Origin of the sequence: Rahnella inusitata (assembly GCF_018288855.1) — a bacterium.
Taxonomy (GTDB): domain Bacteria; phylum Pseudomonadota; class Gammaproteobacteria; order Enterobacterales; family Enterobacteriaceae; genus Rahnella; species Rahnella inusitata.
In genome coordinates this window covers 2,429,054-2,448,955 of sequence record NZ_CP065024.1, presented here as the reverse complement: position 1 = coordinate 2,448,955, position 19,902 = coordinate 2,429,054, and the positions used below count along the sequence as shown (strand labels likewise).

The 19,902-nt window shown below is 54.0% G+C and carries 16 protein-coding genes; 10 read left to right on the top strand and 6 right to left on the bottom strand.

The window, feature by feature from the left end:
• Positions 1–3: 3 nt before the first annotated feature.
• Positions 4–348 (top strand): RidA family protein, encoded by a 345-nt coding sequence (locus I2123_RS11550; RefSeq protein WP_101080008.1) that lies wholly within the window; start codon positions 4–6, stop codon positions 346–348.
• A 60-nt stretch (positions 349–408) separates the two neighbouring features.
• Here I2123_RS11550 and I2123_RS11545 read toward each other — a convergent pair whose 3' ends face one another.
• Positions 409–1,050 (bottom strand): bifunctional 4-hydroxy-2-oxoglutarate aldolase/2-dehydro-3-deoxy-phosphogluconate aldolase, encoded by a 642-nt coding sequence (locus tag I2123_RS11545; protein ID WP_213050473.1) that lies wholly within the window; start codon positions 1,048–1,050, stop codon positions 409–411.
• A gap of 190 nt (positions 1,051–1,240) precedes the next feature.
• Positions 1,241–2,716, bottom strand: coding sequence for a glucose-6-phosphate dehydrogenase (gene zwf / locus I2123_RS11540; protein ID WP_112168046.1), 1,476 nt, complete (start codon positions 2,714–2,716; stop codon positions 1,241–1,243).
• A gap of 408 nt (positions 2,717–3,124) precedes the next feature.
• Here zwf and I2123_RS11535 point away from each other — a divergent pair, with 408 nt between their 5' ends.
• From I2123_RS11535 to I2123_RS11510, 6 genes are all read left to right on the top strand, one after another.
• Positions 3,125–3,994 (top strand): MurR/RpiR family transcriptional regulator, encoded by an 870-nt coding sequence (locus I2123_RS11535; protein ID WP_112168159.1) that lies wholly within the window; start codon positions 3,125–3,127, stop codon positions 3,992–3,994.
• A gap of 198 nt (positions 3,995–4,192) precedes the next feature.
• Positions 4,193–5,635, top strand: coding sequence for a pyruvate kinase (gene pyk, locus I2123_RS11530; RefSeq protein WP_112168047.1), 1,443 nt, complete (start codon positions 4,193–4,195; stop codon positions 5,633–5,635).
• 629 nt (positions 5,636–6,264) lie between these two features.
• Complete coding sequence (locus tag I2123_RS11525; RefSeq protein WP_244879803.1) at positions 6,265–7,821, top strand: pyridoxal phosphate-dependent decarboxylase family protein; 1,557 nt, start codon at positions 6,265–6,267, stop codon at positions 7,819–7,821.
• 13 nt (positions 7,822–7,834) lie between these two features.
• Positions 7,835–9,145 carry a lysine N(6)-hydroxylase/L-ornithine N(5)-oxygenase family protein gene (locus I2123_RS11520; RefSeq protein WP_213050472.1) on the top strand — a complete coding sequence of 437 codons (1,311 nt, stop codon included), beginning with the start codon at positions 7,835–7,837 and terminating at the stop codon, positions 9,143–9,145.
• Between the two features lie 23 nt (positions 9,146–9,168).
• Positions 9,169–11,544 (top strand): GNAT family N-acetyltransferase, encoded by a 2,376-nt coding sequence (locus I2123_RS11515; RefSeq protein ID WP_213052499.1) that lies wholly within the window; start codon positions 9,169–9,171, stop codon positions 11,542–11,544.
• 84 nt (positions 11,545–11,628) lie between these two features.
• Positions 11,629–12,846 (top strand): MFS transporter, encoded by a 1,218-nt coding sequence (locus I2123_RS11510; protein ID WP_213050471.1) that lies wholly within the window; start codon positions 11,629–11,631, stop codon positions 12,844–12,846.
• A gap of 78 nt (positions 12,847–12,924) precedes the next feature.
• Here the strand turns inward: I2123_RS11510 and lpxM are convergent, their stop codons facing one another.
• From lpxM to znuA, 3 genes are all read right to left on the bottom strand, one after another.
• Positions 12,925–13,905, bottom strand: a complete 981-nt coding sequence (lpxM, locus tag I2123_RS11505; protein ID WP_213050470.1) for a lauroyl-Kdo(2)-lipid IV(A) myristoyltransferase — start codon at positions 13,903–13,905, stop codon at positions 12,925–12,927.
• A gap of 106 nt (positions 13,906–14,011) precedes the next feature.
• A complete protein-coding gene (gene mepM / locus I2123_RS11500; RefSeq protein WP_112168052.1) occupies positions 14,012–15,346 on the bottom strand; it encodes a murein DD-endopeptidase MepM in 1,335 nt (444 codons plus the stop codon).
• Between the two features lie 19 nt (positions 15,347–15,365).
• On the bottom strand, positions 15,366–16,298 hold the full coding sequence (gene znuA / locus I2123_RS11495; RefSeq protein WP_213050469.1) for a zinc ABC transporter substrate-binding protein ZnuA: 933 nt from the start codon (positions 16,296–16,298) through the stop codon (positions 15,366–15,368).
• Between the two features lie 95 nt (positions 16,299–16,393).
• Here znuA and znuC point away from each other — a divergent pair, with 95 nt between their 5' ends.
• Both znuC and znuB read left to right on the top strand, forming a co-directional pair.
• On the top strand, positions 16,394–17,152 hold the full coding sequence (znuC, locus tag I2123_RS11490; RefSeq protein WP_213050468.1) for a zinc ABC transporter ATP-binding protein ZnuC: 759 nt from the start codon (positions 16,394–16,396) through the stop codon (positions 17,150–17,152).
• Entirely contained in the window at positions 17,149–17,934 is a 786-nt protein-coding gene (gene znuB / locus I2123_RS11485; protein WP_112168055.1) for a zinc ABC transporter permease subunit ZnuB, read from the top strand. The genes znuC and znuB overlap by 4 nt, the downstream gene beginning before the upstream one ends.
• Before the next feature lie 62 nt (positions 17,935–17,996).
• On the opposite strand, the gene I2123_RS11480 is transcribed toward znuB, so the two are convergent.
• Positions 17,997–19,352, bottom strand: a complete 1,356-nt coding sequence (locus I2123_RS11480; protein WP_112168056.1) for a cation:proton antiporter — start codon at positions 19,350–19,352, stop codon at positions 17,997–17,999.
• A 138-nt stretch (positions 19,353–19,490) separates the two neighbouring features.
• Here I2123_RS11480 and I2123_RS11475 point away from each other — a divergent pair, with 138 nt between their 5' ends.
• Positions 19,491–19,796 carry an EthD family reductase gene (locus I2123_RS11475; RefSeq protein ID WP_213050467.1) on the top strand — a complete coding sequence of 102 codons (306 nt, stop codon included), beginning with the start codon at positions 19,491–19,493 and terminating at the stop codon, positions 19,794–19,796.
• Positions 19,797–19,902: the final 106 nt, after the last annotated feature.

Sequence of the window (19,902 nt, the reverse complement as noted above, 5' to 3'; positions counted from 1 at the left end):
ATTATGACTATCGAAAGGATCCGACCTGAGCCACGCATGTCCGATGTGGTCATCCACAACGACACGATTTATTACACCGCCGTACCGGAAAACCTGGATGCGAATGCGAAAGATCAGACAGCGGAAACGCTGGCGATCATCGATGCGGTACTGACCGAAGCCGGTTCAGATAAAAGCAAAATCCTCGATGCCACGCTGTTTCTGGTACACAAAGAAGATTTTCCGGCCATGAATGAAGCGTGGGACGCGTGGGTTTCTCCAGGCAATGCACCGGTGCGCTGCACAGTGCAGGCCAATCTGATGAACCCGAAATATAAGATTGAAATCAAAATCATCGCCGCACGTTAAGGGCTGACATCAGACATAAAAAAACCTCCCGCGGGAGGTTTTTTATTTGACGGTTGCAAATCAGTTCGCTGCACCTGATACGGCTTCTTTGGCCAGCTCAGTAATCCGTGCGTAATCGCCGCTTTCCAGCGCGTCCGCAGGCACCAGCCATGAACCGCCGATACACAACACGCTTTTCAGCGCCAGATAGTCACGGTAGTTCTTCGGTGTGATCCCGCCGGTCGGGCAGAAACGCACTTGCGGGAACGGCCCTGCGATCGCCTGCAACGCTTTCACGCCGCCGTTGGCTTCCGCCGGGAAGAATTTGAACTCGCGCAGGCCGGCATCCAGACCCATCATCAGTTCAGACACGGTGCAGATCCCCGGAATAAGCGGGATGGAACCGGCATTGGCCGCTTTTAGCAGCGCGTCGGTCAGGCCCGGGCTGATGGCAAACTGCGCACCGGCTTCAGTGACGTCGGCCAGTTGCTGTGGATTCAGTACGGTACCGGCACCAATGATCGCTTCAGGCACTTCTTTCGCAATGGCACGGATAGCGTCCATCGCACACGCAGTACGCAAGGTGACTTCCAGTACACGCACGCCGCCGGCAACCAGTGCCTTCGCCAGCGGAACCGCGTGTTCCAGCTTATTGATCACAATCACAGGAACAACCGGCCCTGAGGTCAGAATTTGTTCCGCGCTTGTTTTCCAGTTTTTCATCTTGTTCTCCGTTCATGCCCGCAGGCATCGTTGTGATTGATGGCGCGCCCCTGCCACAGGGTCCGGCAAATGAAACTTTGCCGGAAACCGACCACACCCGATTGGACAATACTACTATTCCTAACTGCTAAAAGCCTTGATGTGACATAAAAAAACGCTGCATGAGCAGCGTTTTTCTGATGAAGCCTAGTTACTCGAACTCGTTCCATGAACGGCCGTCGCGGGTGATCATCGCCACAGACGCCACCGGACCCCATGTCCCGGACTGGTACGGTTTTGGTGCTTCGCTTTCCGCCGCCCACGCGTTCATGATGGAGTCGACCCATTTCCAGGCTTCTTCCACTTCATCACGACGGACGAACAGTGCCTGGATCCCACGCATGGTTTCCAGCAGCAGACGCTCGTAAGCATCGGCGATGTGCTGCTCGTTGAAGGTTTCGGTGAAGCTCAAGTCCAGCTTGGTGGTTTGCAGACGGTGTTTGTGTTCAAGACCCGGTACTTTGTTCAGCACTTCGATCTCGATACCTTCATCCGGTTGCAGACGAATGGTCAGCTTGTTTTGCGGCAACTGCTGGTAAGAATCACGGAACAGGTTCAGTGCAGGGTTTTTGAAATACACCACGACTTCAGAACATTTGCTCGGCAGACGTTTACCGGTACGCAGGTAGAACGGCACGCCCGCCCACTGCCAGTTATCGATATCTACGCGAATAGAAACGAAGGTTTCCGTGGTACTGGATTTTTTTGCACCCTCTTCTTCCAGATAGCCAGGGACTTTTTTGCCCTGCACAAAACCGGCGGTGTACTGACCGCGCACGGTATTTTCGCGCACGTTGGACTGGTCGATGCGGCGCAGAGAGCGCAGCACTTTCACTTTTTCGTCACGGATGCGGTCAGTGCTCAGATCAGCCGGTGGAGACATGGCGATCATGGTCAGGATTTGCAGCAAGTGGTTCTGGATCATATCGCGCATCTGACCCGCTTCATCGAAGTAACCCCAACGGCCTTCGATACCCACTTCTTCCGCCACGGTGATTTGCACGTGATCGATGGTACGGTTGTCCCAGTTACTGGCGAACAGGTTGTTGGCGAAACGCAGCGCCAGCAGGTTCAGAACCGTTTCTTTACCCAGATAGTGGTCGATACGGTAAACCTGAGACTCGGCGAAGTATTCCGCAACCTGATCATTGATAACCTGAGAAGATTCGAGGGAATGGCCCAGCGGTTTTTCCATCACGACGCGCGCAGGTTCTTTATTCAGCCCTGCTTCACCCAGACCCCGGCAGATCGCCCCGAAGTGGCTTGGCGCAATGGCAAAATAGTTAATGGTGGCGCGATTTTTCTGGTCGAGCATCTTGCCCAACACTTTAAAATGCTTCAGATCGTTGACATCAAGGTTACAGAAATCAAGACGGGCACTGAGTTTTTCCCACAGTTCCGGATCAATTTTTTCTTTCATGAAGGTGGTCAGCGCTTCTTTGACAACTTCGGTATAGGCCGCTTTGTCCCATTCCGCACGTCCGACGCCGATGATTTTGGTGTCAGGGTGAATGTGACCTGCTTTCTCTAACTGATACAGGGAAGGCAACAGTTTACGGCGCGCAAGATCGCCTTTCGCACCGAAAATAACCAGGTCACACGCCTGGGCTGTCTGGGTTACCGCCATGTTCTTCTCCTTAATGCAGGAATACCTTTCATAGTTCGGGCTGCCAATGCTTAAGCTGCAAGCCGAATATCGCGGGTACATATTGTAATTTTATTTCAGCAACAATGTACTCTGATTGCCTGTAAGCCGTAAACCTTGATCTGACTGCGTGATAAGTCTCCGGAAAACCGTCTTTTTATCATAACTCTCTGGGATGCCGACAAAACACACCACATCCTGTAATTTTATGACAAAACCGAATGGAATTTACCATACTGAAAGTTAGACCTCGGTCAAACTCTGACAAAAAAAGCCGTTATTTCGCCTGACTGACGCTGCCAACGGGATAATGCGCGTAGTATATTTTCATCAAACAGACATGATTTCCTCTTTTCAAAGAAATCGTCGAAACCTATGAGTGGCATGCTTATGAATACGTTGGAAAAAATCCAGACCCATCTCGACATTCTGAGCAAATCAGAACGAAAAGTGGCCGAAGTTATCCTGGCATCACCAAACATAGCTATCCACTCCAGTATCGCCACTCTCGCCCGCATGGCCGATGTCAGCGAACCTACTGTAAACCGTTTTTGCCGTCGCCTCGACACAAAAGGGTTTCCAGATTTTAAATTGCATCTGGCCCAAAGTCTGGCAAACGGCACGCCTTACGTGAACCGTAACGTTGACGAAGGTGACAGCGTCAGCGCCTATACCAGTAAAATCTTCGAATCGGCCATGGCCAGCCTTGATCAGGTGAAGAACACCCTCGATATTGCCGCCATCAACCGCGCCGTTGATTTACTCACTCAGGCCAAAAAGATTTCTTTCTTTGGGCTGGGCGCTTCCGCCGCCGTGGCGCATGATGCCATGAACAAATTCTTCCGCTTCAACATCCCGGTGGTGTATTTCGACGACATCGTCATGCAACGTATGAGCTGCATGAATTCCAGTGAAGGCGACGTCGTGGTGCTGATTTCCCACACCGGGCGCACCAAAAATCTGGTCGAACTGGCGCAGCTGGCTCGTGAAAACGACGCCACTGTCATCGCCATCACCTCTTTTAATACACCGCTGGCGCACGAAGCAACGCTGGCGCTGTTACTGGATGTTCCGGAAGACACCGACGTTTACATGCCGATGGTATCTCGCATTGCCCAGCTCACGCTTATCGACGTACTGGCCACCGGTTTTACGCTGCGCCGGGGTACAAAATTCAGAGATAACCTGAAGCGCGTCAAAGAAGCGTTGAAAGAATCGCGCTTTGATAAAGGGACAGTCGTCTCTGTGCAGCCTGAATAAACCAATATCTCAGTAACAAGTTGCAGATTTAATAGGGAGTCTGGCCGGAAATCTTCGCGCAATGTGCGCAGGTTAAACGTCAGACACGAGGTCAGCGGGTCACACAGGTGAAACCCTTTTGTATTACAATTACACCTCAACCCAATGTGGACTCGCTGTTTTTTGCAGTAAAGGCACCAGTTAACGAACGGAGTAAGCATGTCCAGAAGACTCAGAAGAACGAAGATCGTTACCACACTCGGTCCCGCCACCGACCGCGATAATAACCTTGAAAAGATCATTGCTGCCGGCGCCAACGTCGTACGCATGAACTTCTCACACGGCACCGCTGAAGACCACATTTTGCGCGCCAACAAAGTGCGTGAAATCGCCGCCCGCCTTGGCCGCCACGTGGCAATTCTTGGCGATCTGCAAGGCCCGAAAATCCGCGTATCCACCTTTAAGGAAGGCAAAGTCTTCCTCAATATCGGTGACAAATTCCTGCTCGATGCCAACATGAGCAAAGGCGAAGGCGACAAAGAAAAAGTCGGCATCGACTACAAAGGTCTGCCCGCTGACGTTGTGCCGGGCGATATCCTGCTGCTCGACGATGGTCGCGTACAGCTGAAAGTGCTTGAAGTTCAGGGCATGAAAGTCTTCACAGAAGTGACCGTTGGCGGCCCGCTGTCCAACAATAAAGGCATCAACAAGCTGGGCGGCGGTCTTTCCGCGGAAGCCCTGACTGAGAAAGATAAAGCAGACATTATTACTGCGGCCAAAATGGACGTAGATTTCCTGGCAGTTTCTTTCCCACGCACCGGCGAAGACCTTAACTATGCACGCCGTCTGGCGCGTGCAGCAGGCTGTAACGCACAGATTGTCTCGAAAGTAGAACGTGCAGAAGCCGTGGCCAGTGATGCGGCGATGGATGACATCATTCTGGCGTCTGACGTCGTCATGGTCGCCCGCGGTGATTTAGGGGTAGAAATCGGTGACCCGGAACTGGTGGGTATTCAGAAGAAACTGATCCGCCGTGCCCGTCAGCTGAACCGTGCGGTGATAACCGCCACGCAGATGATGGAATCGATGATAACCAACCCGATGCCAACCCGTGCGGAAGTCATGGATGTGGCGAACGCCGTGCTTGACGGCACGGATGCGGTGATGCTTTCTGCCGAAACCGCCGCCGGTCAGTATCCGTCAGAAACGGTTGCCGCGATGGCACGCGTTTGTCTGGGTGCGGAAAAGATCCCAAGCATCAATGTGTCCAAACACCGCCTGGACGTTGAATTCGATAACACCGAAGAAGCCATCGCTATGTCCGCCATGTATGCGGCCAACCACCTGAAAGGCGTGACGGCGATAATCTCCATGACCGAATCCGGGCGCACTGCGCTGATGCTTTCCCGCATCAGCTCCGGTTTGCCTATCTTCGCCATGTCCCGTCATGAGCACACGCTGAACCTGACCGCTATCTACCGTGGCGTCACGCCAGTGTTCTTCGACAGTCATAACGACGGCGTGGCGGCGGCGCAGGACGCAGTGAACCTGCTGCGTGATAAAGGTTATCTGCTTTCCGGCGATCTGGTGATCATCACTCAGGGTGACGTTATGAGCACCATCGGTACGACAAATACCAGCCGCGTCTTACGTGTTGAATAAATGAAAGTGTAATAAGATATTTATTTCAAGCCCACAGCGATGTGGGCTTTTTTATTTACACTGAAAATCATTTTCTCGCCCTGTTATTTATAAGGTCATAGACAGCCTCATATTGATCATTATTTTGCCATTCTGCTGTCATATTTTTAAGATTTTGTTCCCCTCTCGCTTCACCTGCGTAAAATACCCCTTTCCTTTCTGCGCCTAAATATAACTTTTTACCGTCTCAGGCCGCACTTTAAACGCATTAAAATGAATAAGAAATACAGATTACTCTGGTGTGATTATAAATAATTTAAATACTTTCAGCCTTTTTGTGTGATGCGCGTCACATAAAATCATGAAATCCGCGTGGATGTGATAAATGTTCAATGCCAACGTTGAATGATAATGATTTGCATTTATAATGATTCCCATTCGTTAAATCCTTGTATAAATCCGCACTAAGGAAATCACACAAGAGAAACCACTTTAAATTTACGTTAATACACACATAAAAATACATACCTGACAGGCATGGCCATAAGCCCTGCCCGATAACGCATACGTTCAAAACATGATCCCTGGAAAATCCGGGCGGACGCCCCACGCCCGCAGCGGAATAACCGCCACATAACAAGGTGCCAAACATGAGCCAGATAAATAATTGGGAACTGATGCAAACCTCTGCCATTTCCCCTGCCGGAATAAGCAAAAATGAGGGCTTTATTTTCAATCAAAACAGCACATCGGAATGGCAGGCGCACATTGAGCAAGGCATTGAATTAATTAAATCTCACATTAACCATACGGAAAAACCTTTTTCCGGCGTGTCCCCGGCGGAATTAGCGGAACAATTTCGCCATATTGATTTGACCAAACCTTTAGCCGGAACGCGGCTGGCGCTGGAAGAACTGGATGATTTATATCTGCAACATGCGGTCTATTTTCATCACCCAAAATATCTCGCTCACCTCAACTGCCCGACCGTGGTGCCCTCACAGCTGGCAGAGCTGTTTATCAGCGCGATTAACTCCTCAGTGGATACCTGGGATCAGAGCGCAGGCGGCACGTTGATTGAACAAAAGGTGATTGACTGGACGCTGGCACGCATCGGGTTTGGCGCGCAGTCGGACGGCATTTTCACCAGCGGCGGCACCCAGTCTAACCTGATGGCGATGCTGCTGGCACGCGACAGCCACTGCAAACGTACCCGCCCGCAGCACAGTATTAAATATCAGGGCCTGCCGCCGGAAGCCAACCGCTGGCGTATTTTCAGCTCACAGGTCAGCCACTTCAGCATTCAGAAATCCGCCGCCCTGCTCGGCCTGGGCTATGACGCCGTGGTACCGGTGGCCTGCGACAGCGCATTTCGCATGGACATCGGCGCGCTTAAAACCGAAATCGACCGCTGCCACGCAGAAGGCCTGATCCCGATTGCGATTGTCGCCACCGCCGGCACCACCGACTTCGGCAGTATCGATCCCCTTCATGAGATCGCCGAAATCTGCCGCAAGGAGAAAATCTGGATGCACGCCGACGCTGCTTACGGCTGTGGTTTGCTGGTTTCTCCTCAGCACCGCCAGCGCATTGACGGCATTCATCTGGCGGATTCCGTCACCGTTGATTATCACAAATCCTTCTTCCAGCCGGTGAGTTGCAGCGCATTTCTGGTTAACGACCACAGCCATCTGGAGCACGTGACGCATCACGCAGAATACCTCAATCCGCTCAGCGCCAAGCTCGAAGGAACGCCTAATCTGGTCAACAAAAGCATTCAGACCACCAAACGTTTTGATGCCCTGAAGATGTGGCTGACGCTGCGCGTGATGGGTCAGCAGGCGCTGGGCGAGTCTTTCGATGTGCTACTCGAACGCGCCACACAAACCCATCAGATGATGGAGAACAACCCGAATATTGACGTCCTTCACAAGCCAGAACTCAGCACGCTGGTGTTCCGCTTTGTGCCGCGCATGTCGATGAGCCATGAACAAATTGACGCCATCAATGCCGACATCCGCAAAGCAATTTTCCGTGACGGCAGCGCCGTGATAGCAGGCACCAAAGTTCATCAGCGCCAGTACCTGAAATTCACCTTACTGAATCCGATGACCACCACGGAAGACATCGCCGACGTACTCGGTCTCATCACGCATTACGGCAAAGAACTGACTGCTGCCGCGCTGAGCGCCGCTAAAAACCGGTAACAGGAGTTGCACCATGAACATCAACCCGACCCAACAGACTTACGATTTTATCGCCATCGGCATTGGCCCGTTTAACCTCGGTCTGGCCTGTCTGACCGAGCCGGTCAAAGCGCTGAACGGCCTGTTTTTAGATCAAAATGACGGCTTCGACTGGCACACCGGCATGATGCTGGAAAGCGCCCATTTGCAGACGCCGTTCATGGCCGATTTAGTGACGCTGGCCGATCCGACCAGCCCTTATAGCTTCCTGAATTACCTGAAGCAGCAAGGCAAACTCTACTCTTTCTACATTCGTGAAAACTTCTTCATGATGCGCAAAGAGTTCAACCAGTACTGCCAGTGGGCGTGCGAACAACTGACCAGCCTGCAATTTTCCACACGCGTGGAGCTGGTGACCTGGGATGCCGCACAGGAATGCTATCTGGTGCAGGCGCGTTCGACTAAAAGCGGCGACAAGCAAATTTATCGCGCTAAACGTCTGGTGCTCGGCACCGGCCCTTCGCCGTGGGTACCCGCCTGCGCCCGTGACGCCGGAAGCAACGTGCATCACTCCTCGGCGTACCTGCCAAACAAAGAACAGGTACAAAATTCCAAATCGATCACGGTGGTCGGCAGCGGCCAGAGCGCGGCTGAGATTTACTACGACCTGCTCTCTGATATCGATAAGTACGATTATCAGCTGACGTGGGTGACGCGCGCGCCGCGCTTCTACCCGCTGGAATACAGCAAACTGACGCTGGAAATGACCTCGCCGGAATACATCGACTACTTCCACGATCTGCCGATGAGCAAACGCGACCAGCTGAACCGCGAGCAGAAGGGCTTGTATAAAGGCATTAACGCCAGCCTGATTAACGATATCTACGATCTGATGTACACCAAGCGTCTCGACGGGCCGCTTAAGGTCGATATGTATACCCATTCAGAGCTGACCGCCCTGACCCGCAATCGCAGCGGTCAGCTCGAGATGAGCCTGTTGCATCACGAACAACAGCAGGAATATCGCCACAAAACCGAATCGGTGATCCTCGCCACCGGCTACAGCTATCAGCCGCCGCAGTTTATCGAAGGGATTTATAACCGCATTCAGTGGGACGACGCCGGACGCTACGCCGTTAACCGCAACTACAGCATTGATGCTCACAATCAGATCTTCGTACAAAACGCCGAGCTTCACACCCACGGCTTCGTCACGCCGGATCTGGGCATGGCGTGCTATCGCAACAGCTCGATCATCCGCGAAATGCTTGGCAAAGAAGTTTACACAGTGGAGAAATCCATCGCGTTCCAGACGTTCTGCGCCCGTAGCCTGGCCGACCAATAACGGAGAAATCACCCATGTTTGATATGACTCCCGCATCCGTTTTCTCCTGCCCGCGCGAGGCCGGACTCCTGACGCTGCGCCCGCTTAATCTGGCGAAAGACGCCGCCGTGCTGCACGGCTGGATGACGCAGCCCTACGCCAGTTTCTGGGGAATGCAGAACAGCAGCGTCGGCGAAGTGGATGCGTTTTATCGCGACCTTACCGCCGGTAAACCGCACGCGGCGCTGATGGGCGAAATCGACGGCCAGCCGCGTTTTCTGATCGAATGCTATCCCGTACAGGACGATCCGCTGCATGAACATTACGACGTGCAGCCGGGCGATATCGGCATGCATATTCTGCTCGCACCGGCAAACCCGCCGGTCGCCGGTTTCAGCTGGCAGGTGTTTTCCGCCGTAATGGAATACCTGTTCAGTCTGCCCGACGTGAAACGAGTGGTCGTTGAACCGGATGTCCGCAACGAGAAGATCCACAAACTGAATAAACGCGCCGGTTTCCGCTATCAGAAACAGGTGCAACTGACACACAAAACTGCATGGCTGGCGTTCTGCCAGCACGAAGATTTTTTGCAGGCCAGCCAGAAGGAACACGCCACCATGACGACCTCAACACTGCAATCCGGCCAGCACTTACAGCCTGAAATCTGGGCGAAAGCCAACGCCCTGTTACTGCGTAAATGCCTGTCCGAGCTGACTCATGAACGCCTGCTCGAACCGAAAGCGTTACAGTCCAGCGGCACCTGGACTGACTATCAGCTGGCGGTTCCGGCATCAGAAGTCGAGTACCGTTTCCGCGCGCGCCAGCTTCCGCTTAACGACTGGATGATCGATCTGGACAGCATTCAGCGTCTGGACAATTTAACCGGGCAGCCGCTCGATGCGCTGAAATTCATTATTGAATTCGCCGAACAAATTGGCATTTCACAAGCCATGCTGCCGACTTATATGGAAGAAATCAGCAGCACGCTCTACAGCAGCGCGTATAAGCTGGCGAACAATCACATCACTGCCAAACAGCTGACGGAGGCGGATTTCCAGACAGTGGAAACCAGCATGACCGAAGGCCATCCGAGCTTTATCGCCAACAACGGTCGCATCGGTTTTGACGCCGGTGACTACGTGCGTTACGCACCGGAAGCGGCGAATCCGCTGAAATTAGTGTGGGTGGCGGTACATCATGACAAAGCCCATTTCGCCACCACCGAAGGTTTGCCGTACGAAAAACTTATCGCCGAAGAACTGGGCGATGCGCAGATTTGTGCCTTCACACAGAAGCTGGTGGATATCGGCGTCGACCCGAAAAACTATTACTTCATGCCGGTACATCCCTGGCAGTGGCAGAACAAACTTCTGACGGTATTCGCCCCGGACATCGCCCGTCAGTTCCTGATTTATCTCGGCGAAGGCGAAGATCAGTATCTGGCGCAGCAGTCGATCCGCACCTTCTTTAATGCCAGCCAGCCCACGCACCGTTACGTGAAAACTGCACTGTCGATTCTGAATATGGGCTTTATGCGCGGGCTCTCTCCGTACTACATGGCGACCACGCCGGGCATCAACGAATGGCTGGCAGAGCTGGTGGAAAACGATTCCTATCTGCAATCCACCGGTTTTAAGATTTTGCAGGAAGTCGCGTCGCTCGGGTATCACAACCATTACTTCGAAGAGGCGATCAAAGGCGACAGCGCTTACAAGAAAATGTTTGCCGCACTGTGGCGTGAAAATCCCGTGGCTCAGCTGCAACCCAATCAGCGCCTGATGACCATGGCTGCGCTGCTGCATACCGATAAACACGGCGATGCGCTGATTGTGGAGATGATTAAATCCTCCGGTCTGGCGACCGGCGACTGGCTGAAGCGTTACATGCACGCCTACCTCAGCCCGCTGCTGCACTGCTTCTATCAGTATGATCTGGTGTTTATGCCGCACGGCGAAAACCTGATCCTGCGCTTTGAAAACAATATTCCGGTAAACGCATTCATGAAGGATATTGCCGAAGAGATCGCAGTGATGAACCCTGACGCCAGGCTGCCGGAAAAAGCCAAACGTCTGGCGGTGGATGTGCCTGAAGAACTGAAGATCCTGTCGATCTTCACCGATGTCTTCGCCGGCGTATTCCGCTTTATCGCCCGTATTCTGGAAGAGCACGGCGACTATCCAGCAGGACAGTTCTGGGGCGTGGCGGCGGAAGTCGTGCGCGATTACCAGCTGCAATACCCGGAGCTGGCGGAGAAGTTTGCGCGCTATGACATGTTCGCCGCGGAGTTCACGCACTCTTGCCTCAATCGTCTGCAGCTGGCAAATAACCAGCAGATGATCAACCTGGCGGATCCGGCACAAAACCTGAAATTCGCCGGGACGCTGGAGAACCCGATCGCGGCCTACGCCAACCGATATTAAGCAGACTTTTAATCCTGTGCGTTTTTTTAGCGCGGCCTGAGAGGGTCGCGCTTTTCTGATTTTGAGTGATGGAGAATTCTCGTTATGTCGTCCGTTTCTGAACCGGCCTCACGGCTGAGTTATCGCCAGTGGCTGTTCCCGCTGTCACTGGTATTATTCGAATTCGCCACCTACATCGCCCACGATATGATCCAGCCGGGCATGTTGCAGGTGATCAGCGATTTCAGCGCCAGCGCCGACTGGGTGTCGACCTCGCTGACCGCCTATCTGTGCGGCGGTATCTTACTGCAATGGCTGCTCGGTCCGCTGTCCGATCGCCTCGGGCGGCGACCGGTTTTGCTTACTGGCGTGGCCTTTTTCACCCTCACCTGTTTTCTGACCGTCTTCACACAAAGCATCGAGCAATTCATTTTAATGCGTTTCCTGCAAGGGATGAGCCTGTGCTTTATCGGCGCAGTCGGGTACGCCGCTATTCAGGAAGCATTCAATGAAACGCTGAGCGTCAAACTGATGGCGCTGATGGCCAACATCACGCTGATCGCCCCGCTGCTCGGGCCGCTGGCCGGTGCCGTCTTCATCCATTACGCGCCGTGGAAAGCCATGTTTGCGCTGTTCTCGCTGATTTCTGCGCTGGCGTTCTGGGGATTGTGGCGCAGCATGCCGGAAACCGCGACAGGCCGCGATGGCCGCTTTTCGATGCGCAGATTGCTGACGGATTACCGCGAAGTACTGACCAATCAGGGCGTCGTCACCGGCTCGCTGTCCATCGGGCTGGTCACCCTGCCGCTGCTGGCGTGGGTGGCGCAGTCACCGGTGTTACTGATTCAGGACGCAGGCATGTCACCGCTGCGCTACGGCTGGTTGCAGGTGCCGGTGTTTACCGGGCTGATTATCGGCAATATCGTACTCAGCAAACTCACCGGAAAAGTGAACATCCGCACGCCAATCTGGCTGGGTATCGTTCCGATCACGCTGGGGCTGGCGATCGCCGCAGGTTCGGCGCTGTTTATGGTTGATGCATGGGAAGGGATAATCGGCGGGCTGAGCCTGTACGCGCTGGGCACCGGGCTGGTGAATGCCGGGCTATACCGCCTGACGCTGTTCTCAAGTCCGACAGGCAAAGGCACCGTCGCGGCGGCACTCGGGCTTATCACCATTGTGGTATTCGCCGTAGGGATCGAAGTGGCGAAGCAGCTGTACTTTGCGTGGGGTAACAGCATCTTTATGCTGGCGGGACTTATTTCCGGGCTGACCGGTGCGCTGATGATTACGGCGTTTATGAAAAGGCCCCAAAAAGCCTGATCGCGTTTTCTGCACGCTTTTCTGAAAACATAAAGGCTGAGGTTTTACACTCAGCCTTTTTCGTTATGCCCGTCGCAACTATTTTTTCGGGAACAACTCTTTGCGCGCGTAGGGTTCCGTCTCCCCCGGCTTACGGGTTTTGAGCAGCTTGAGGATCCAGGTGTATTGCTCAGGGTTTGGCCCGACCAATATTTCCACCTCTTCATTCATGCGGCGTGCAATGGTGACATCATCGGCAGTCGCCAGATCGTCCATCGGCGGACGCACAAAGATATCCAGACGCTGTTCATGGCCGTTATACACCGGGAACAGAGGCACAATTGCGGCACGGCAGACTTTCATCAGACGCCCGACCGCCGGAAGCGTGGCTTTGTAGGTGGCGAAAAAATCCACGAACTCGCTGTGTTCCGCGCCATGATCCTGATCCGGCAAATAGTAGCCCCAGTAACCCTGACGCACAGAACTGATGAACGGCTTGATGCCGTCGTTGCGCGCATGCAACCGTCCGCCAAAACGACGGCGCACGGTGTTCCATAAATAATCGGTCAGCGGATTTTTCTGGTTGTGGAACATCGCCGCCATCGGCTGACCACTGGCGGCCATCAGCATCGCCGGGATATCTACGGCCCAGCCGTGGGGAACCAGAAAAATCACGTTTTTGCCGTCGGCCTGCATCTGATCGATAATTTCTTTGCCGTGCCAGTGCACGCGTTCCATGATTTTCTCTGGATTGCGCAGCGCCAGCTCGGCCATCATCACCATCGACTGCGGCGCACAGGCAAACATTTCATCGATGATGTGTTCGCGCTCGGCTTCCGGCGTTTCAGGCAGGCAGTACAACAGATTGATTTGCGCACGACGACGCGCGCCTTTGGCGAATTTCCCGGCCAAACGGCCAAGACTGCCTAAAATAGGATCGCGCACTTTGGCAGGCACGTAAGCCATCCCCGCCATCGCACCAACGCCCAGCCAGACGCCCCAGTAACGCGGATGGTAAAAGGCTTTCTGAAATTGCGGAATAAATTCTGCGGTCGAACGTTTTTCTTTTTCTGGCTGCATGCTCAGGCTCTTATGACAAATTCTGGCTTAATGATAAGTGCAGTGATTTATTTTGCAATAAATCACTGCACATCAGCATTTAGCCGGGATGTATATTCCTGAACAATCAGTCCAGCTTCAGTTGCGGAACGACCTGGCGAACGGTGGCCAGATACGTACTGCGATCTTTACCGGTCAGCCCTTCGGTGCGAGGCAATTTGGCGGTCAGAGGGTTGACGGCCAGCTGGTTGATCCACATTTCAAAGTGCAAATGCGGACCGGTAGAACGTCCGGTGTTGCCGGAAAGCGCAATGCGGTCGCCGCGTTTGACTTTCTGACCCGGCTTCACCAGCAACTTACGCAGGTGCATATAACGTGTCATGTACTGACGACCATGACGGATAGCCACGTAGTTACCTGCTGCTCCGCCATTTTTGGCAATCACCACTTCGCCATCACCGACCGCCAGCACTGGCGTACCGACCGGCACGGCGAAATCGACGCCACGATGCGGCGCGATACGACCCGTTACCGGGTTAAGACGACGTGGATTGAAGTTAGAGGAAACACGGTACTGTTTTCCGGTAGGGAAGCGCAGGAAGCCTTTGGCCAGCCCGCTGCCGGTACGGTCATAAAACTTACCGTCTTCGGCACGCACGGCATAATAATCTTTGCCGCCGGTACGCATACGCACCGCCTGCAGTTCGCTTTGCTCATTCTTGCCGTCCAGCACTTCGTGAGACATCAGGACGGCGAAGTCATCACCTTTCTGCAATTTACGGAAATCGAGCTGCCACTGCAGCGCTTTGATAACGGCGCTGACTTCAGCACTGCTCAGCCCGGCAGCTCTGGCGCTGGTGACAAAACTGCCATTCAGCGTGCCCTTGATTACCGAGTCTTTCCATTCCCCTTGCAGGGTTTGTAACGAGGACTTAAAGGTGTTGCCTGAACGGTCAAAGGTATAGGTTTCGCGACGGGATTTCTCCCATGTCAGACGTTGTAAATCGCCCGCATCATTGAGCGTCCACGAGATTTGCTGCCCGATTTTCAGGTTACGCAAATCACGGTTCGCGTCAGACAATGCCGCGATTTCCGACATATCAATGCCGTACTGATTCAGGATGCTGCTGAGGGTATCGCCGGTGGAGACCACATACTCATGCACACCGGCTTCGTTGACGATTTTATCGTCCAGATCATCTTGCGGGATGTCATCGTCGGCAGGTGCGGTTTGATCGATAGGCTCACTGGCTTCAGGAAGCAGCGAACGTAACTGTTCGTGATCGAGGGCAATGCTTTTGACAATCGGTCGGGTATCTGAGAGGTCATTGTCCGGGTGATAGGCTAACGGTTTCCAGACGGCCACAGCCAGTGTGACGACGGTAAGCGACCCCAGCATGATGCGGTGGGGCCGTGGAAGGTTGCTATACGCCAGAGCGATAGATCGGGCTATCAGCTGCACTTAATTCTGTCCTTTTAGCTTACTTCAGGCAGCTCAGGTATTGGTTCGTCAGCTGTGACAGGAAGTTCACGTAGCTGTCCGCGCCCAATGCAATGCCGCTCCCCAGCGGATCCAATGTGCCCATACGCACTGTTGTTCCCTGGGCAACAGCCGTGATGACGGCTGGCCTGAATTGTGGCTCAGCAAAAACGCATGTCGCTTTTTGCTCAACCAACTGAGTTCGAATGAGATGTAAACGCTGTGCGCCGGGCTGTATTTCGGGATTGATCGTAAAGTGACCAAGTGGCGAAAGGCCGAAGTGTTTTTCAAAGTAGCCATAAGCATCGTGAAAAACAAAATATCCCTTACCCTGCACAGGCTGCAGCATATTACCAATATTTTTGTCAGTTTTTGTCAGGCTTTCCTCAAAACGTGACAAGTTTGCATCTAATTGTTGCTTCTTCTGCGGCATGAGTTCGAGAAGTTTGTTGTGGATCACAATCGCGGTCTCACGAGCGATCTCCGGCGACAGCCAGACATGCATATTGTACTGGCCGTGACTGTGTTCATCCTCGTCATGCCCTTCGCCGTGATTGTGGTCATGCTCGTCCTCGTCGGAGCCTTTCATCAACAGCGGTTTGACCGCCGCCAGCGTGGCAATTTCTACCTGACGATTGGGCGACAGCTGCGCCGCAGACTTGGTCATGAAGGCTTCCATTTCCGGCCCGACCCACACCACCAGATCCGCACTGCGAATGCGCTGGATGTCAGAAGGACGCAGCGCAAAATCGTGTGGCGAGGCGCCATCCGGCAGTAAGATTTCCGTTGGCGTCACACCTTCCGCGATGGCTGAAGCGATAAAACCGAGTGGACGGACAGACGCCAGCACGGCGGCCTGCGCGCTGAAAGCCGCACCGGCACTCAGGATGGCGGCTGCCAGGAACAACCGTTTAACGCTTTTTTTCTGTATCATGCGGGGTGAACTCATCTTCATGTTGGGGGAAAACTGGTTATTTTTCGCGAAACGCAATATTATAACATCCGATTTGTTCTGCAAGACCCAATGACATGCCCACATTAGCGACACTTAAAAATATTTCGGTAACTTTCGGTTCCCGCCGCGTGTTGTCCAACATCTCGCTGGCTTTGCAACCGGGAAAAATACTCACCCTCCTCGGCCCGAACGGCGCGGGGAAATCGACATTAGTGCGCGTCGTGCTTGGCCTGATTGCGCCCTCCGAAGGCACGATGAACTGCGAACCCGGCTTACGCATCGGCTACGTTCCGCAAAAAATTCATCTTGATCCCACCATGCCACTGACCGTCAGCCGCTTTATGCGCCTGAAACCCGGTGTCAAAAAATCCGACATTCTGCCCGCGCTTAAACGCGTTCAGGCTGCGCATCTGCTGGATCAGCCTATGCAAAAATTGTCCGGTGGTGAGAATCAGCGCGTCCTGCTGGCGCGGGCATTAATGAACAGCCCGCAGTTACTGGTGCTTGATGAACCGACTCAGGGCGTGGACGTCAACGGGCAGCTGGCGCTGTATAACCTGATCGACAGCCTGCGCTGCGAGCTGGGTTGCGCGGTGCTGATGGTGTCACATGACCTGCATCTGGTGATGGCGAAAACCGACGAAGTGCTGTGCCTCAATCAGCACATCTGCTGTTCCGGTTCACCGGAAGTGGTCTCCACCCATCCCGAATTTATCGCTATGTTTGGCAACCGCGGCGCGGAGCAGCTGGCAATTTATCGCCACAATCACAACCATCGTCACGATTTGAAGGGAAAAGTCATTTTGCGCAACAGCGGAGGTCGTGACGCATGATCGCTCTATTATTACCGGGCTGGCTGGCCGGTGTTTTACTGGCGATCGCCGCCGGTCCGCTGGGCTCTTTTGTGGTCTGGCGCAGAATGTCTTATTTCGGTGATACGCTGGCGCACGCGTCATTGCTCGGCGTGGCATTTGGCCTGTTGCTGAATGTGAATCCGTTTTATACCGTGATCGCCGTGACCCTGCTGCTGGCAGTGGTACTGGTCGCGCTGGAACGTAAACCGCATCTGGCCGTCGATACTTTGCTCGGCATCATGGCGCACAGCGCGCTGTCGCTCGGTCTGGTGGTGGTCAGCCTGATGTCCGGTGTACGCGTTGATCTGATGGCGTATCTGTTCGGCGATCTGCTGTCGGTCACCTATAGCGATATCTGGATGATTGGCATTGGCGTCGCCGTCGTGATTGCGGTTCTCTGCTGGCAATGGCGTTCGCTGCTGTCCATGACCATCAGCCCTGAGCTGGCACACGTCGATGGCGTTAATCTGCAACGTTCGCGGGTGATCCTGATGCTGGTCACGGCCCTGACCATCGGGCTGGCGATGAAATTTGTCGGCGCACTGATCATCACCTCCCTGCTGATTATTCCTGCGGCCACCGCCCGCCGCTTTGCTAAGACGCCGGAGCAGATGGCGTCTTTCGCAGTGGTTATCGGGATGGTGGCGGTCACGGCGGGCCTGACGTTTTCAGCGTTTTACGACACGCCCGCTGGCCCCTCAGTCGTGCTCTCGGCCGCCGTGCTGTTTATGTTAAGCCTCGGCAAAAAACAGATCGCCTGACCTCAACGTCAGAAACAAAAACGGACGCCACTGAGCGTCCGTTTTTGTTGGTACGGCCAGGTTTACGTTTCCTGATCCTGTTCCTGCATAGCCTCACGCCTCGCCTGCCGCCAGTGCATCACCGGCGACACGGTCAGCCCGTGAACAACCACACTGGCGACAATCACCGTAAACGCAATATTGGTCATGTAACCGGCTTCCGCGCCCTGCAACCCGTGCGTATACGCGTAGGCGATGTAGTTCATGCTGCCGATCCCTCGGATCCCAAACCAGCCAATCATCAGCCGTCGTCCGCGCGGTACGCGCATCCCAAAGGTGGTGATGTACACCGAGAGCGGACGGATCACGATAAACAGTAACGCGGCGAAAACTAATCCCATCGGTTCCCAGTGCTCGGCCAGCGTGATACCCAGCACCATCACAATCCCGGCGGCGAACAGCCGTTCAATGGTGTCACCAAAGGAGAGCGCATCCCCGACCATCAGCCCGATAGAGTTGGTTGGCCTCTCCGCCGACATGGAATGGCGCGTATGCGGATTTACCATCCCTTCTGCCGGCGGCGGTCGGGTGCCTTCGGTGAGATCGTCCGGCGGATTCAGTGTCACGACTCGCACCTCGGCACTGCGCAAACCGACGCCCGCCGCAAACGCGGCCAGGAACCCGGAGGCATCCAGACTTTGGGCAGCGGCGTAGCTCAGCGCAATCAGCGCCAGCGCCAGAAAATCACTGGGGGCGACTGAACGCTGACGGCTGTGAAAACGTGTGGCACTTAGCCCGACCAGCCGCCCCATGGCATAACCAATCGCCAGACCGCCCAGCAAGGCCCAGACGACATCGCGCCACGCCCAGTCCCAGATGGCCGCCGATGACAGGCCGTCGTGTGCGGTAAACAACATCAGCGCCAGCATCAAAATCGGCAGCGCGGAACCGTCGTTCATGCCCGCTTCGCTTGAGAGCGCTACGCGCAATCCGTCGTCATCATTAGCGTCATTGACCGCAATCATACTGGCCAGTACCGGATCTGTCGGCGCGATAATCGCCCCCAGCGCCAGCGCTAACGGCCAGGATATCCCCGCCAGATAATGCGCCAGTGCGGTCACACTCAGCACCGTCAGCAACATCGCCGGGAACGCCAGTAAGGCACCCACACGCCAGCTCTGCGAGCGAAACGGCAATCTGAGTTTAAGGCCGGTAATAAAGAGCGATGCGGCCATCGCGATTTCGGTGAACCGCGCGGTCAGCGTCGAGTACTCAACCAGATCCACGTGCAGCAGATTCAGCACCCACGGCCCGCAGACAATCCCTGCAGCCAGATACAGTCCAAAGGTGGTCACAGGCGCGCGCGAAATCCAGCCTGATGCCAATGACATAATTAACAGCAGTCCGCCGACTGCCGCCGTCCATCCTAAAAATCCCATGTAAGCTCCCTGAAAAATAACATCTTTTAAGCGTAGTACATCGGAGCCAACCGGCATGGCCGGGCACAAAAGGCGCGGCACAAGCCGTTATCGTGCGCTAATATTGATGCCTGACTTATGCAAAAAGGTTCATCAAAAATGATTAAATACAGCGTGTTATACCCAAATATCGAAAACGGAACCTTTGATCACGATTACTATCGCAATGTGCATTTACCGCTGATCAAAGAGAAGATGGGGGAATTTTGCCACTCCTACGCCATCGATAAAATTCAGGACAATGCCCCGGCGGACACGCCTTTTGTCGCGGCCTGCCATATCTATTGCCACTCAATGGAAGACTTCGAGAAAGGCATGCGAGATCACGCAGCAGAGTTTGTGGCTGACGTGGCGAACTTTACCAATATCGAACCCGTTAAAATGATTTTCGATGTAGTTGTGTGATTTTCTGTTCATTCTGTGAAATATAAAAAAAGCCATTTCCGTATTCAGTTACGGATAATGGCCTTTTTCACTGAGACTTGGAGGATGTGTTGTGTCGTTTTGTTTG

What these genes read in the sequence shown, in the direction of transcription:
- I2123_RS11550 (WP_101080008.1), top strand. Translation starts at nt 4, where the DNA reads ATGACTATCGAAAGGATCCGACCTGAGCCACGCATGTCCGATGTGGTC.
- I2123_RS11545 (WP_213050473.1), bottom strand. Translation starts at nt 1,050, where the DNA reads ATGAAAAACTGGAAAACAAGCGCGGAACAAATTCTGACCTCAGGGCCG.
- zwf (WP_112168046.1), bottom strand. Translation starts at nt 2,716, where the DNA reads ATGGCGGTAACCCAGACAGCCCAGGCGTGTGACCTGGTTATTTTCGGT.
- I2123_RS11535 (WP_112168159.1), top strand. Translation starts at nt 3,125, where the DNA reads ATGAATACGTTGGAAAAAATCCAGACCCATCTCGACATTCTGAGCAAA.
- pyk (WP_112168047.1), top strand. Translation starts at nt 4,193, where the DNA reads ATGTCCAGAAGACTCAGAAGAACGAAGATCGTTACCACACTCGGTCCC.
- I2123_RS11525 (WP_244879803.1), top strand. Translation starts at nt 6,265, where the DNA reads ATGAGCCAGATAAATAATTGGGAACTGATGCAAACCTCTGCCATTTCC.
- I2123_RS11520 (WP_213050472.1), top strand. Translation starts at nt 7,835, where the DNA reads ATGAACATCAACCCGACCCAACAGACTTACGATTTTATCGCCATCGGC.
- I2123_RS11515 (WP_213052499.1), top strand. Translation starts at nt 9,169, where the DNA reads ATGACTCCCGCATCCGTTTTCTCCTGCCCGCGCGAGGCCGGACTCCTG.
- I2123_RS11510 (WP_213050471.1), top strand. Translation starts at nt 11,629, where the DNA reads ATGTCGTCCGTTTCTGAACCGGCCTCACGGCTGAGTTATCGCCAGTGG.
- lpxM (WP_213050470.1), bottom strand. Translation starts at nt 13,905, where the DNA reads ATGCAGCCAGAAAAAGAAAAACGTTCGACCGCAGAATTTATTCCGCAA.
- znuA (WP_213050469.1), bottom strand. Translation starts at nt 16,298, where the DNA reads ATGATACAGAAAAAAAGCGTTAAACGGTTGTTCCTGGCAGCCGCCATC.
- znuC (WP_213050468.1), top strand. Translation starts at nt 16,394, where the DNA reads ATGCCCACATTAGCGACACTTAAAAATATTTCGGTAACTTTCGGTTCC.
- znuB (WP_112168055.1), top strand. Translation starts at nt 17,149, where the DNA reads ATGATCGCTCTATTATTACCGGGCTGGCTGGCCGGTGTTTTACTGGCG.
- I2123_RS11480 (WP_112168056.1), bottom strand. Translation starts at nt 19,352, where the DNA reads ATGGGATTTTTAGGATGGACGGCGGCAGTCGGCGGACTGCTGTTAATT.
- I2123_RS11475 (WP_213050467.1), top strand. Translation starts at nt 19,491, where the DNA reads ATGATTAAATACAGCGTGTTATACCCAAATATCGAAAACGGAACCTTT.